The 13,520-nt window shown below is 67.7% G+C and carries 12 protein-coding genes; 3 read left to right on the top strand and 9 right to left on the bottom strand.

Annotation, left to right across the window (positions count from 1 at the left end; all coding sequences use genetic code 11):
- The first annotated feature begins 21 nt into the window (after window positions 1-21).
- Window positions 22-531: a hypothetical protein gene (locus AB4Y67_RS14135; protein ID WP_441406409.1), complete on the top strand. Its 510-nt coding sequence runs from the start codon at window positions 22-24 to the stop codon at window positions 529-531.
- Between the two features lie 13 nt (window positions 532-544).
- Here AB4Y67_RS14135 and AB4Y67_RS14140 read toward each other — a convergent pair whose 3' ends face one another.
- Window positions 545-1,768 (bottom strand): acetoin utilization protein AcuC, encoded by a 1,224-nt coding sequence (locus AB4Y67_RS14140; protein ID WP_441406410.1) that lies wholly within the window; start codon window positions 1,766-1,768, stop codon window positions 545-547.
- 103 nt (window positions 1,769-1,871) lie between these two features.
- Between AB4Y67_RS14140 and AB4Y67_RS14145 the strand changes: the two genes are divergently transcribed.
- Together AB4Y67_RS14145 and AB4Y67_RS14150 are read left to right on the top strand one after the other, a co-directional pair.
- Entirely contained in the window at window positions 1,872-3,302 is a 1,431-nt protein-coding gene (locus tag AB4Y67_RS14145; RefSeq protein ID WP_441406411.1) for a TrkH family potassium uptake protein, read from the top strand.
- A 40-nt stretch (window positions 3,303-3,342) separates the two neighbouring features.
- Window positions 3,343-3,981 (top strand): potassium channel family protein, encoded by a 639-nt coding sequence (locus AB4Y67_RS14150; protein WP_175558467.1) that lies wholly within the window; start codon window positions 3,343-3,345, stop codon window positions 3,979-3,981.
- 21 nt (window positions 3,982-4,002) lie between these two features.
- On the opposite strand, the gene AB4Y67_RS14155 is transcribed toward AB4Y67_RS14150, so the two are convergent.
- The 8 genes from AB4Y67_RS14155 to topA form a co-directional block, all read right to left on the bottom strand.
- Window positions 4,003-5,541, bottom strand: a complete 1,539-nt coding sequence (locus tag AB4Y67_RS14155) for an FAD-dependent oxidoreductase (protein WP_441406412.1) — start codon at window positions 5,539-5,541, stop codon at window positions 4,003-4,005.
- An 80-nt stretch (window positions 5,542-5,621) separates the two neighbouring features.
- A complete protein-coding gene (locus AB4Y67_RS14160; protein WP_441406479.1) occupies window positions 5,622-6,215 on the bottom strand; it encodes an HhH-GPD-type base excision DNA repair protein in 594 nt (197 codons plus the stop codon).
- Between the two features lie 45 nt (window positions 6,216-6,260).
- Window positions 6,261-7,094, bottom strand: a complete 834-nt coding sequence (gene proC, locus AB4Y67_RS14165) for a pyrroline-5-carboxylate reductase (RefSeq protein WP_441406413.1) — start codon at window positions 7,092-7,094, stop codon at window positions 6,261-6,263.
- Window positions 7,095-7,296: 202 nt separating this feature from the next.
- On the bottom strand, window positions 7,297-8,589 hold the full coding sequence (locus tag AB4Y67_RS14170) for an RNA polymerase sigma factor (protein WP_441406414.1): 1,293 nt from the start codon (window positions 8,587-8,589) through the stop codon (window positions 7,297-7,299).
- A 25-nt stretch (window positions 8,590-8,614) separates the two neighbouring features.
- On the bottom strand, window positions 8,615-8,956 hold the full coding sequence (locus tag AB4Y67_RS14175; protein ID WP_441406415.1) for a YciI family protein: 342 nt from the start codon (window positions 8,954-8,956) through the stop codon (window positions 8,615-8,617).
- Window positions 8,957-9,071: 115 nt separating this feature from the next.
- The gene (locus tag AB4Y67_RS14180; RefSeq protein ID WP_441406416.1) at window positions 9,072-10,115 is read right to left on the bottom strand and encodes a Ppx/GppA phosphatase family protein; all 1,044 of its coding nucleotides are present in this window, start codon (window positions 10,113-10,115) and stop codon (window positions 9,072-9,074) included.
- Between the two features lie 60 nt (window positions 10,116-10,175).
- Entirely contained in the window at window positions 10,176-10,622 is a 447-nt protein-coding gene (locus tag AB4Y67_RS14185) for an SseB family protein (RefSeq protein WP_441406417.1), read from the bottom strand.
- Window positions 10,623-10,706: 84 nt separating this feature from the next.
- Window positions 10,707-13,433: a type I DNA topoisomerase gene (gene topA / locus AB4Y67_RS14190; RefSeq protein ID WP_441406418.1), complete on the bottom strand. Its 2,727-nt coding sequence runs from the start codon at window positions 13,431-13,433 to the stop codon at window positions 10,707-10,709.
- Window positions 13,434-13,520: the final 87 nt, after the last annotated feature.

Below are 13,520 nucleotides of genomic sequence, written 5' to 3' on the forward strand. Positions count from 1 at the left end.
GACCCAGAGGAGTGGACGACCATGGGGGACTTCTTCCGGAAGCAGCTGTTCAACATCATCGCTGCGGTGTTCCTGGCCCTGTTCGTGATCGTCTGGGGCAACGTCCTGATTCAGGTCTGGGTGTTCGTCCCGGAGATACCGGGCACCCCGCCCCAGCTGAACGGCGCCGTCGTCTGCGCCGCAGGGGCGCTGTCCACCTCGCTGAGTTCGCTGACCGCCTCCGCCCTCGGTTTCACCATCGCCGAAGTGCGCCGGGAGGAGCAACGCAGCGGGGAGGCCGCGGGGAAGGCCCAGGCCGGTGTCTTCGACGCCGGGGGGATCACCACCAAGCTCTCCGGCCGGGTCATCACGGCATTGATGGTGTACCTCGCGATCGGGCTGCTGGTGCTTGGTGTGTGGCTGGTGAAGGGCACCGCCTCTTCCGACCTGATCGGGGCGTTCTCGCTCTCGCTGCTGGGCTGGATCATCGGCGCCGCCGGGGTGGTGTTCCAGACCGAGAAGCCCAGCCCCGAACCGTCCGCAGCGGGTTAACCGCAGCAGCGGGCTAGTCGAACCAGGGGTCCAGTCCGTAGAGCGGAAAGACTTCCTTGCGGGTGGCCATCACTGTCCGGTCCACTTCGTCGTTCGGATCGAAGCCGACTTCCCAGGAGCGCCACCAGAGGTCGACGTCGTCGCCCATCATTTCCGGTGCGTCCACCCCGTATTTTGACCCGTAGGTGTCCTTCACATAGCTTCGCCAGTCCTCCGGGACGGGTGTGCGGAGCGGGACAGGGCGCCCCGCGGCGATCGCGATCAGGTGACTCCACGACCTCGGCACCACGGTGACGACGTTGTAGCCCCCGCCGCCCGTGGAGATCCAGCGGTTGTCGCAGTACCGGGCCGCGAGATTGCCGATGGCGGTGGCGGCCTCCCGCTGGCCGTCGACGCTGATGTTGAGGTGCGTCAGCGGATCCAGCCGGTGGGAGTCGCAGCCGTGCTGGCTCACGATGACCTCCGGCTCGAATGCCCCCACGAGCTGCGGCACGACGGCGTGGAAGGCCCGGAGCCAGCCGCCGTCCCCGGTCCCGGCCGGCAGGGCCACGTTCACGGCGCTGCCCTGCGCGTTGGGCCCGCCGATCTCGTTGGCGTACCCGGTGCCCGGGAACAGGGTCAGCCCCGTCTCGTGCAGGGAAATGGTCAGCACGCGCGGATCGTCCCAGAAGATGCTCTGGGTTCCGTCGCCGTGATGGGCGTCGATGTCGATATACACCACGCGCTGCACACCGCCGTCGAGCAGCCGCTGGATGGCGAGGGCCGCGTCGTTGTAGATACAGAAACCGCTCGCGCGTTCTCGGGCCGCGTGGTGCATGCCCCCGCCGAAGTTCACGGCCCGGACGGCGGTGCCGTCCAGGATGGCGGCGGCGGCCAGGAGGGAGCCGCCGGCCAGCCGGGCACTGGCCTCGTGCATGCCGGCGAAAGCCGGGTCATCCTCGGTACCGAGCCCGCGCTCCAGGTCCGGGGTCCCCGGATCCGCGCTCACCCGCCGCACGGCGGCGACGAAGTCCGGGCTGTGGACCGTGCACAGCTCCGCGTCGCTGGCGACGTCCGGGGCCGAGACAGTAACGTGGTCCAGATCCAGCAGGCCGAGGCTTCCCGCCAGCCTGGCGGTGAGTTCCATCCGCTCCGGGGCCATCGGGTGGCCGTGGCCAAAGTTGTAGGCGGTCATGGCAGGGTCCCACACAACCGTCGTCGGCAGTGCGGCCTGTGTGAGCCCCGGCAGGTATGTCATCAATCACAGGCTACCCGAGCGCGGAACCCCGCTCCCCGGTCATTGCGCGGGGTTTAGTGGTTTACTACTGATGGAAACAGTTTCTAGCAAGGAAATGTCACACATGACGCAAAGCCAGTCGAGGTCCAAGAGCCCGGCCAGCTGGCACCCCGGCATTCCGGAGCGGGAGGGCCTGTGGATCTTCACAAGCCTTCGCGACTTCATCGACAACATCGCCAATACCTCCCCTGCCCGGCTGGCACTGACCGCGTTCGGCATGGTGATCCTGGTGTTCACCGCTTTGTTGTCCCTGCCGGTGTCCTCAGCCGCGGGTGAGTTCACCCCGCTGTACCAGTCCCTGTTCACCGCGGTTTCGGCGGTCTGCGTCACGGGCCTGACCGTGGTGTCCACGGCCGTGCACTGGTCCTTCTTCGGCCAACTCGTCATCCTGGTCGGCATTTTCGTGGGCGGCCTGGGCACCCTGACGCTGGCCTCGCTGCTGGCCCTCATGGTGAGCAAGAAGCTGGGTGTGCGCGGCAAGCTGATCGCACAGGAAGCCATGAACGCCGGCCGGCTCGGCGAAGTGGGCACCCTGCTGCGGATCGTCATTGTGACGTCCGTGGTCATCGAGGCAGCGCTGGCTCTGGCGCTGATCCCGCGGTTCCTGCTGCTGGGCGAAAGCTTCGGCCAGGCTGTCTGGCACGGGGTGTTCTACTCGATTTCCGCGTTCAACAACGCCGGCTTCACGCCGCACTCGGACGGCATCGTGCCCTACGAGACCGACTTGTGGATCCTGGTCCCGCTGATGCTGGGCGTCTTCCTGGGCAGCCTGGGGTTCCCGGTGGTGATGGTGCTGCAGCAGAACGGTCTGAACTGGAAGAAGTGGAACCTGCACACCAAGCTGACCATCCAGGTCTCGCTGATCCTGCTCGTGGGCGGGACCGTGCTGTGGGGGCTGATGGAGTGGGAAAACGTGCGGACCATCGGCGAAATGACCGTGGCGGACAAGGTCATTCATTCACTCTTCGCGTCCGTGATGACCCGGTCCGGCGGCTTCAACCTGGTGGACCAGAACCAGATGGACTCCACCACCATGCTCCTGACCGACGCCCTGATGTTCGCCGGCGGCGGTTCGGCCTCGACGGCGGGCGGCATCAAGGTCACCACCATCGCGGTGATGTTCCTGGCTATCGCGGCCGAGGCCCGCGGCGACTCCGATGTGAAGGTCTACGGGCGCACCATCCCCGAAGGCACCATGCGGGTCGCCATCTCGGTCATCGTCGCCGGCGCCACGCTCGTCGCAGTGTCGGCCATGCTGCTGCTCCACATCAGCGGCGCGTCCCTGGACCGGGTGCTGTTTGAAACGATTTCCGCCTTCGCCACGGTCGGCCTCAGCACGAACCTGAGTGCCGAGCTGCCGCCGTCGGGCGTTTACGTCCTGAGCGCCCTGATGTTCGCCGGGCGCGTCGGCACCGTCACCCTCGCCGCCGCCCTGGCCCTGCGCCAGCGCAGCCAGCTGTACCACTACCCGGAAGAGAGACCCATCATTGGCTAGTTCCTCAGGCGCAGTCAACCGCCCAGCCCACAACGCCCCCGTGCTGGTGATCGGGCTGGGCCGCTTCGGCGCGTCCACCGCAGAGCAGTTGGTCAAACAGGGCCGTGAGGTGCTCGCGATCGAAAGGGACCGGAGCCTGGTCCAGAAGTGGTCCAGCGTCCTGACCCACGTGGTGGAGGCCGACGCCACCAACATCGATGCCCTCCGCCAGCTCGGCGCGCAGGAGTTCAGCTCCGCCGTCGTCGGTGTGGGCACCTCGATCGAGTCCTCGGTGCTGATCACGGTGAACCTTGTGGACCTCGGCATCGAGCACCTCTGGGTCAAGGCGATCACGCCCTCGCACGGCAAGATCCTGACCCGGATCGGCGCCAACCATGTGATCTACCCGGAGGCCGACGCCGGCGTCCGCGCCGCGCACCTGGTCTCCGGCCGGATGCTGGACTTCATCGAGTTCGACGACGACTTCGCGATCGTGAAGATGTATCCGCCCCGTGAAACCGTGGGCTTCACGCTGGACGAGTCCAAGGTCCGGTCCAAGTACGGCGTCACGATCGTGGGCGTCAAGTCCCCGGGCGAGGACTTCACCTACGCCCGGCCGGAAACGAAGGTGTCCTCGCGGGACATGCTCATCGTTTCCGGGCACGTCGACCTGCTGGAGAGGTTCGCCGCCCGGCCGTAGCGCCGGTGGCGGCGGCCGTTACTAGGCGCTTCCGGGGGCGGTGGCGTCCGGGTCCGGGCCGGGGGCCAGGTTCCTCGTGGCCGGCCCCTGGATAACCGTGCCGTCAGTGCTGAAACGGGAGCCGTGGCAGGGGCAGTCCCAGGTCACGTCCGCCGGATTGAATTCGACGGTGCAGCCAAGGTGCGTGCAGATGGCCGAGACCGCCTGGACGTCCCCCGCGGGACTGACGTACACGGCAGTCTTAGCCCCTTTGACGTCCACCACTTTCCCCGCGCCCGGAGCTATCTCTCCCGGAGCTACTTCCGCCGGGGCAGCGCCGGCCGGGGGCATCCGCTCCGCCGGTCGCGACGGCGCCGCACGCAATGCTTCACCGCTCCTGGTGCTGTCAAAAACCGCGGCCCACGGGTTAGCGGTCCCGCACAGCGTGTCCCGGAGGATCAAGGCAGCGGCCGTGCCGTTGGTGAGGCCCCATTTGCGGAGGCCGGTGATCACGTGGACATGCCGGAATTCCGGAGCCATGAGGCCCACGTAGGGCAGCCCATCGGCCGGCATGGCGTCCTGGGTGGACCAGCGGAAGGCGATCTCCCCTGCGTCCAGGCGGTCGCGGGCAAAGGCCGCGAGCCGACCGTACCGCTCGGCGGAGTCAACGCTTTCGGCAGCCGGGTGTCCTTCACCGCCGGCCAGCACGTAGCTGGTGCCCTCGACCTCGACGGTCAGGATGGAGCGCATCGGTTCATCGACGCTGACGAAGGTTGCATCCAGCGGGGGAACTGCGCTGCGTCCGGCGACGAGATACGAGCGGTGCGCGTAGCATCGCCCGGCGAAGTGTCCGTTGTCCCCGAAAGGCATGTTCGTTGCCACAATGATGTCCCGCGCCCGGACTGATCCCCGCTCCGTGTCCACCACGGCCGGAGAGCCGTCCCGGAAACCCGTAGCAGGCGACTCCTCAAAGACGAAGCTGCCATCCCCGTCCACTGCCCGGGCCAGTCCCTGCACGTACCTGAGCGCGTGGATCTGGGCCTGCCCGTCGAAACGGACGGCGCCCCTGACCGCGAACGGCAGCGGCACGTCATCCGTGAAGGATGCCGGCAGCCCGAGCCGTCCCGCCAGCGCCGCTTCCTCCCGGACCAGTGCAAGCGCGGACACGGATTCGGCGTAGGTGTAATTGGCCACCCGCCGGAAGCCGCAGTCGATCCCTTCCGCCGCCACGACGTCCGCAATGTGTTCAATGGCTGCCTCGTTGGCCTGCCCGTAGGTGGCGGCGGTGCCGACGCCGTGGCGGGCCGCAAGGTCCGTGTAGGCAAGCCGGTGCAGTGAGGTGACCTTGCCCGTCGTGTTTCCCGTGACGCCGGTACCCACCCGCGCCGCCTCCAGCACGGCCACCGTCCGGCCCGCCCGTTTCAGGGCCAGGGCGGCAGTCAGGCCCGCGATGCCGCCGCCGATCACGGCAACATCCACGCCCAGGGATGCGGCAGCGTCCTCGTCCAGGGACGCGTAGGTGGCGGCTCCTCCGGTGGCAGTCCAGAGGGAAAGGAGTCGTCCTGCCGGCTGTTCCTTCACGGTCCCGACCTCCACACACTAGGTTTCCTCCGCCGTCGGGCGCGTTCTTCCCGGCGTCGCTGGCTTTAGCTACCGCAGGATCAGGGACCGGCGGTCTTCGCCGCCTTCGCGGCGGCCTTGGCGGCCTGCTTGCTGGCGCGCACCTTGCTCAGCGACTCCGGATCCACAATGTCGGCGACGGACAGGAAGGCGTTCTCCTGCCCGTAGTGGCCGGCGGCCTCGCGCCAGCCTTCGGCTTGGAGTCCACACTGCTTTCCCAGCAGCGCCAGGAAGATCTTCGCCTTTTGTTCGCCGAATCCCGGCAGCGCCTTGAGCCGGCGCAGCACTTCCTGCCCGTCGGGGTCGCCCTGTGTCCAGATGGCAGCGGCGTCACCGTTCCAGTCGCCGTGCACCGTCTCGGCGAGGGCCTGGACGCGGCCGGCCATTGATCCGGGGAACCGGTGGACGGCCGGGCGTTCTTTGAACATCTCGACGAACGCCTGCGGATCGTAGCCGGCGATCGCTGCGGGGTCCATGGATCCGATGCGCGTCCGGATCTTTTCAGGACCGGCAAAGGCCGACTCCATGGTCACCTGCTGGTCAAGCAGCATGCCGGTGAGCAGGGCGAACGCGTCGTCGCCGAGTAGTTTGTCCGCCGCGGGATCCCCTGTGATGTGCAGTTCCATGGGTCCCATCCTGCCATCCGGTCCGGTCTGCGTCATGCCTTCGCCCGGGTTGGGCTAGCCGAGCTGCCTGGTGATCTCCGCGGCCCTCGCTGCGGCGGCGCTGGCGCCGCCGGCAATGATCGCGGGGAGGCCGCGCTCATCAAAGGTGGCGATGGCGCGTTCAGTGGTGCCGTTGGGGCTGGTGACGGCCTTACGCAACGCCGTCGGATCAGCGCCCGGCTCAGCCAGCATGAAGCCGGCTCCGGCGACGGTTTCACGCGCAATCAGCAGGGACAGGTCACGGTCGAGTCCCAGTTCGACGCCGGCGTCGGCCATGGCTTCGGCCAGGTAGAACGCGTACGCCGGGCCGGAGCCGCTGATCGCGGACAGTGCGTCGACCTGGTGCTCGGGGATTTCGACGACGGTGCCCGCGGCAGCGAGGACGTCCTTGGCCAGCTGGAGCTGCGCGGCGGAGCAGTGGGTCCCCGGGGACACGGACACGACGCCGCGGCCCAGCTTCGCGGGGGTGTTCGGCATGGTCCGGATCACCGGCTGGCCGGCCGGCAGCGCGGCTTCCAGCTGCTCCAGCGACACAGCTGCGGCGACGCTGATGACGATCGCGTCCGGTGCCAGCGAATCGCCGATCTCACGTGCCAGATCCGCTATGCCCACGGGCTTGACGCCCAGGATCACGACGCCGGCGCCGGTGGCCGCCTGTTTGTTGTTCTCCGGCTCTTCCTCGCCGGCGATCGCCGTGATGCCGTGATGCCGTTTGGCGAGTTCGTCGGCGCGTTCTGCGCGGCGGACCGTGGCGACGATGTCCGCCGGGTCGGCGCCGCCCGCGATCAGGCCGCCCATAATGGCCTCGTTCATTGATCCACAGCCCAGGAATGCGATTCGGTTGCTCATCCCCCCATCATTGCAGTCCGCCCCGATTCACAGCCAGCTCACATCCTTGGGTCAGGGTCTTCACAAACTCCGTGGCTAACGTAGTAGTTACCTCATTGAGGGTGCGAGTGATGCGGCAGGCATGCGGATGTCTGCCCGGCACCGGTGGTCTGCAGCGGGTTTCCCCCCATTTTCCCGCAGCGGACGGCCGGTGCCTTCGTCGTTAAACGGCCGGTCCCGGCCCGAGGGCCCGCAGGCGGGCTTCCAGGAAATTCCGGTCGGCAGTATTTCGGACCAGCTCCAGCGCGGCGCGGTACGCCGCGCCGGCCTCAGCCCGGCGGCCCAGCCGGACCAGCAAATCGGCACGCACGGCGTGGAACAGGCTGTAGCTGTCGAGCCCGAGCGCGTCGACGAGGAGCAGGGCAGGTTCGGGACCCTCGACCTCGGCAAGCGCCACCGCCCGGTTGAGGGCCACGACGGGTCCGGGCGCGGCGTCGGTGAGCTGGTCATAGAGCCAGAGGATCCGCCGCCAGTCTGTTGCTGCGGCGTCGTTCGCGTCGCTGTGGACGGCGTTGATCGCGGCCTGCAGCTGGTACGGTCCCGGCTGGTTCCGCCGCAGGCATTGACGCACCAGTTCCTGCCCTTCGGCGATCAGGGTCCGGTCCCACAGCCGCCGGTCCTGGTCGGCCAGGAGGACCACGCCGCCGCCGGCTTCCCGCGCGGCGCGTCGTGATTCGGTCAGCAGCATCAGGGCCAGCAGTCCGTTGGCTTCGGGTTCGTCCGGCATCAGCGCGACGAGCAGGCGGCCCAGCCGGACCGCTTCGCGGCAGAGGTCCTCGCGGATCGGCGGGCCGCCGGAGCTGGAACTGTAGCCCTCGTTGAAGATGAGGTACACCACGGCCAGCACCGGTTGCAGCCGTCCCGGAAGTTCCGCCCCGCGCGGCACTTTGTACGGGATCCTGGCATCCCGGATCTTGGCTTTGGCCCGGACAAGGCGCTGGGCCATGGTGGATTCCGGCACCAGGAAGGCATGGGCGATTTCCGCCGTCGTGAGTCCGCCCAGCAGCCGCAGGGTCAGTGCCACCTGGACGTTTGTGGCCAGGGCCGGGTGGCAGCAGGTGAATATCAGCCGCAGCCTGTCGTCGTCCACCGTGCCCTCCCTTGTGAGTTCAGTGATCACGATTTCCTCGGGTGTCGGCACTGCCGGCGAGCGGGCCGCCTGCAGCTGCGCGGCGTTGCGCTGTTTGTCCCCGCGTCCGGCTTCCCGGCGCAGCCGGTCGACGGCCCGGTTCCGGGCCGTGGTGATGATCCAGCCTGCCGGGCTTGGCGGGATGCCCGATGACGGCCAGTGCCGGACGGCGAGCGTGAAGGCATCCTGGACGGCGTCCTCGGCGGCATCGATGTCCCCGAGGACACGGGTCAGGACTGCCACCGCCCGCCCGTATTCCTGCCGGAAGACACGGGCGATGTCCGTCTCCGGTGTCCCGCCGGGTTCCGGCGTCGGTACTCGTGGCATGGTTGCGCGAACCGTTCCCGGGTGCCTAGTGCTGGACGGGTCGCACTTCGATGGGGAGGGTGGTGGCGCGGGCAAGCTTGCCGGCCCAGCCGAGGGCGGCGTCGAGGTCGGATGCTTCGATGACGGTGAATCCTCCGAGGTGCTCCTTCGCCTCGGCGAAGGGACCGTCTGTGATGAGCACCTCGGTGCCTTGCTGCCGCACGACAGTGGAGGACCCTGCAGGGTGCAGGCCGGCCGCGAACACCCAGGCACCGGCGGTCTTCATTTCGCGGTTCAGGGCCTCGAGGTCCCGCATGATGGGCTCCAGGAATTCCGGGGCCGGTGCGGGGCCGACGGGCTGGTAAACGCTGAGCAGGTACTGTGCCATGGTGGTGTCCTCCTTGACGATTGGGCCGGCTCCGTACCGGCCTCTCACCTTCTAGACGAACGGCGGGCGTCCGGATCGACACGCCACCCGGGGCGACCCGGCAGCCGGGGGCCTTTTACCGGGTGTCGGCCGGTGCGGCCTGGGTTGGTTCCGCCTCGTCTCCGTCGGGCGACTGCAGCACAGGGGGGTGGCCGGTCCCGGTCACGTGGGGCGCGGGCCCCAGCGGCCCTTCGAAGACCAGCTGGTCCAGCCGGCGGAGGATCAGTCCCTCGCGGAGCGCCCAGGGGCAGATCTCCATGCTGGGGAACTCGAACATTTCGAGGGCGGCCTCGGCCACGAGAGCGCCGGCGAGCAGTTGGGGAGCGCGGGCTTCGGAGACCCCCGGCAGGTTGAGCCGGTCCTCCACCTCCATGGCCGAGATGCGCTGCGCCCAGAGACCCAGATCCGTCGAGAACAGTTCCCTTTTGACGTAGGGGCCGGCGGCGCTGGGCGCGGCCCCTGCGATGCGGGCCAGCGAGCGGAAGGTCTTGGAGGTGCCTGCCACGTGGTTCGCCTTGCCCAGCTTCTCAAAGTCACGGACGACCGGCTTGAGCGTGGTCCGGATGTAGCGGCGGAGTTCCTTGACGCTCTTGGCCGACGGCGGGTCTTCCTGGAGCCAGTCCCGGGTGAGCCGGCTCGCCCCGAGCGGTACTGACGTCGCCAGTTCGGGGAGTTCGTCCTCGCCGTAGGCCATTTCGAAGGAGCCGCCGCCGATGTCCAGGTTCAGGATGGGACCGGCGCCCCACCCGTACCAGCGGCGGACGGCGAAGAACGTCATGGAGGCCTCTTCGCTGCCGGTCAGTTCCTGGAGCGTCACAGTGGTCTCATGCTTGACCCGGGCCAGCACGGCAGGACCGTTGGTGGCCTCGCGGATCGCGGAGGTACAAAACGCCAGCAGGTCCTCGGCTTTGTGCTTGGCCGCGAATTCCCACGCTTCGAGGACGAACTCGATCAGCTCGTGCTGGCCGTCGTCGTTGATGCTGCCGTCGCTCTCGAGGAACTGCACGAGGGACAGCGGGCGTTTGTGCGAGGCGAACGGCACAGGGCGCGCGCCGGGATGGGCGTCCACGAGCAGCAGGTGGACAGTGTTTGATCCGATATCAAGGACGCCAAGACGCATAGTGCCATTATTCCCCCGGGGACGCGGCCCGCCTAACGGGGCCGCGTACGGAGGACCCGGTTAGGCCTGGCCGTCCTGGGAGGCATCATCCGGCTCCTCGGCGGGCTTGAAGTCGCGGCGGATGTTCGCCACGCCTTCCGGATCGATCTCGAAGCCGAAGGCGGCACCGGGATTGATGACCATGCCGAGATCGTCGCCGAGGTTGCCGAGGATCGCGGCGCCCTGGGTGCCGAGCACGTTGGGCGCGGCTTCCAGGTACTGCTCGGCGACGCGGCTCGGGTGGGAGAACACGGCCAGGACGGGATTCCCGGAGGAGTTGGCCAGCACCAGCGGCTCGACCTGGGCATCGGCCCCCTCGAGTGCATCGGAGCTGACGATGTAGACCTCGTTGTTGAGGAACGCGAGGATGACGTCAACGGGGTTGGCGTCCGGCTGCTCCCCCACGGCAAGCTTCTCTTCGAGGTCGTTCAGGGGCTGGAGGTCCAAGTGGGCGGGCTGTTCAGTCATGTCTCTACTCGATCACGTTGCGCCCGGGTCCGCAAACGCGAAATCGCCGGAAACCCGCGAAGTCGCCGGAAGCTTCCGGCGATCCTACTTCTTGGCGGCAGCCTTGCGGGCCGGGGCCTTGCGGGCCGTCGTCGTGCGCTTGACCGGACCCTTGGCGCGCTTCTCGGCGAGGAGTTCGACGGCCTGTTCCCGGGTCAGCTCCTCCAGCGCGGTGGAGCGCGGCACGGTGATGTTGGTGACGCCGTCGGTGATGTACGGGCCGAACCGGCCTTCCTTCACCACGATGTTCTTCTCCGAGACCGGGTCGGGGCCGAATTCCGCCAGCGGCGGGACGGCGGCGCGGGCGCCGCGCTGCTTCGGCTGGGAGTAGATCTCCAGCGCCTGCTCGAGCGTGATCGTGAAGATTTCCTCTTCCGAGCCGATGGACCGCGAGTCCGTGCCCTTCTTCAGGTACGGGCCGAAGCGGCCGTTCTGCACCGTGATCGGATTGCCCTCGGCGTCCTGGCCGAGCACCCGGGGCAGGCTCATGAGCTGCAGGGCCTCGTCCAGGGTGATGGTGTCCACGGCCATCGATGCGAACAGGGACCCGGTGCGGGGCTTGGCCTTCACGGGCTTCTTCGGCGGTTTGGGCTTGCCGTTCTTGTAGTACTCCACCGGCTGGCTGGCGAGCTGTTCCTCGGTCATCTCCGGGATAATTTCGGTGACGTAGGCGCCGTAGCGGCCGTTCTTGGCGACGACGGTGTGTCCGGTGTGCGGGTCCGCGCCGAGCACGCGCTCTTCGGGCGCGGCAGTTTCCATCAGCTCAATGGCTTTGGCCGCGGTGAGCTCGTCCGGGGCCAGGTCCTCGGGGACGTTGGCGCGGGCGGCCTCCACCACCTCGCCGGTCTTCGGATCGACGGTCGGGATGGAGCTCTCCAGGTACGGGCCGAACTTCCCGACCCGCAGCGTGATGCCGTCGGTGATGGGAATCGAGTTGATTTCGCGGGCGTCGATCTCGCCGAGGTTGTTGACGATGCTCAGCAGCCCGGGATTGGAATCCTCGCCGAAGTAGAAGTGCTTCAGCCAGGCGGGCCCGGCCGCCTGGCCGTTGGCGATCTTGTCCAGGTCCGCTTCCATGTCGGCCGTGAACTCGTAGTCCACGTAATCATGGAAGTGCTGTTCCAGCAGCCGGATCACGGAGAATGCGATCCAGCTCGGGACGAGCGCCGAACCCTGCTTCCGGACGTAGCCCCGGTCCTGGATGGTGGAGATGGTGGACGCGTAGGTGGACGGGCGTCCGATGCCCTTCTTTTCCAGCTCGGCGGTCAGTGACGCTTCCGTGAAGCGCGGCGGCGGGGAGGTCTCGTGCCCGACGGCGACAATTTCCGACGCGGTGAGTGCGTCGTCCTTGGCCACGTTGGGCAGCCGGCGTGCTTCTTCGGAGTCCTCATCCCCGCGGCTTTCGTCCTTGCCTTCTTCGTAGGCGGCGAGGAAGCCGGGGAACGTGATGACGGTGCCGGAGGCCGAGAATTCGGCGTCGCGGCGGTCGGTAGCAATAGCGCCGAGGCGGATGGTGGCGGTGGAGCCCTTGGCATCGGCCATCTGCGAGGCGACGGTGCGCTTCCAGATCAGTTCGTAGAGGCGGAACTCGTCGCCGGAGAGCTGCTTGGCCACCTGGGCCGGCGTGCGGAAGGAGTCACCGGCGGGACGGATGGCCTCGTGGGCCTCCTGCGCGTTGGCTGCCTTGCCGCTGTAGACGCGCGGGGACGCGGGGACGTACTCCGGGCCGTACAGCTCGGAGGCCTGGCGCCGCGCGGCCGTGACGGCCTCGTTGCTCAGCGCGGAGGAGTCCGTACGCATATAGGTGATGTAGCCGTTTTCGTACAGTCGCTGGGCCACCTGCATGGTGCTCTTCGAGGAGAAGCGCAGCTTGCGGCCAGCCTCCTGCTGCAGCGTCGAGGTGGTGAACGGCGCGGCCGGGCGGCGGGTGTACGGCTTGGTGTCGACGGAGCGGACGCGGAAATCGGCGTCCTGCAGGCCGGCGGCAAGCGAGGTGGCGAGTTCCTCGTTGAGGTGCACAGCGTTGCGGGAGGTCAGCTCGCCGTTGTCGTTGAAGTCGCGGCCGCTGGCGACCTTGGCGCCGTCGACCATGGCCAGCTTCGCTTTGAAGGAGCCGGACCCGGCGCCGAACTGGCCCGTCAGGTCCCAGTAGGAGGCCGCTTTGAAGGCCATCCGCTCACGTTCGCGGTCCACCACCATGCGGGTCACAACGGACTGCACGCGCCCGGCCGAGAGGCCGCGGGCCACCTTGCGCCACAGCACCGGGGAGATCTCGTAGCCGTAGAGGCGGTCCAGCACGCGGCGGGTTTCCTGCGCGTCCACCAGGTCCTGGTCGACGTCGCGCAGGTTGTCCATGGCGCGGTGGATGGCTTCCTTGGTGATTTCACCGAAGGTCATCCGGTAGACCGGCACCTTGGGCTTGAGCACTTCCAGCAGGTGCCACGCGATGGCCTCGCCCTCGCGGTCCCCATCGGTTGCGAGATAGACAGCGTCGGCGTCTTTGAGCTGGGCCTTGAGTTCGGCGACCTTCTTCTTCTTGTCCGGGGACACCACGTAGTACGGCTTGAAGTCGTTATCAATGTCGACGGCGAACTTGCCCACCGAGGTCTTCTTCAGATCCGCCGGCAGCTCCGAAGGCTGCGGAAGGTCGCGGATGTGACCAATGGAGGCCTCAACAATGAAGCCCTCGCCGAGGTACTTGGCGATGGTCTTGCTCTTGGCGGGAGACTCCACAATCACGAGTTTCTTACCGGTTTTGGCCTTGCTTGGCACGGTGCTCCTACAGAAAAAGGTTTCTCGGGCAGATGCGCCCATACCCGCCTAGTTCACCATATTTTGCCGATTCCCGCGCATCCAGCC

Origin of the sequence: Arthrobacter sp. YAF17 (assembly GCF_052113365.1) — a bacterium.
Taxonomy (GTDB): Bacteria; Actinomycetota; Actinomycetes; order Actinomycetales; family Micrococcaceae; genus Arthrobacter.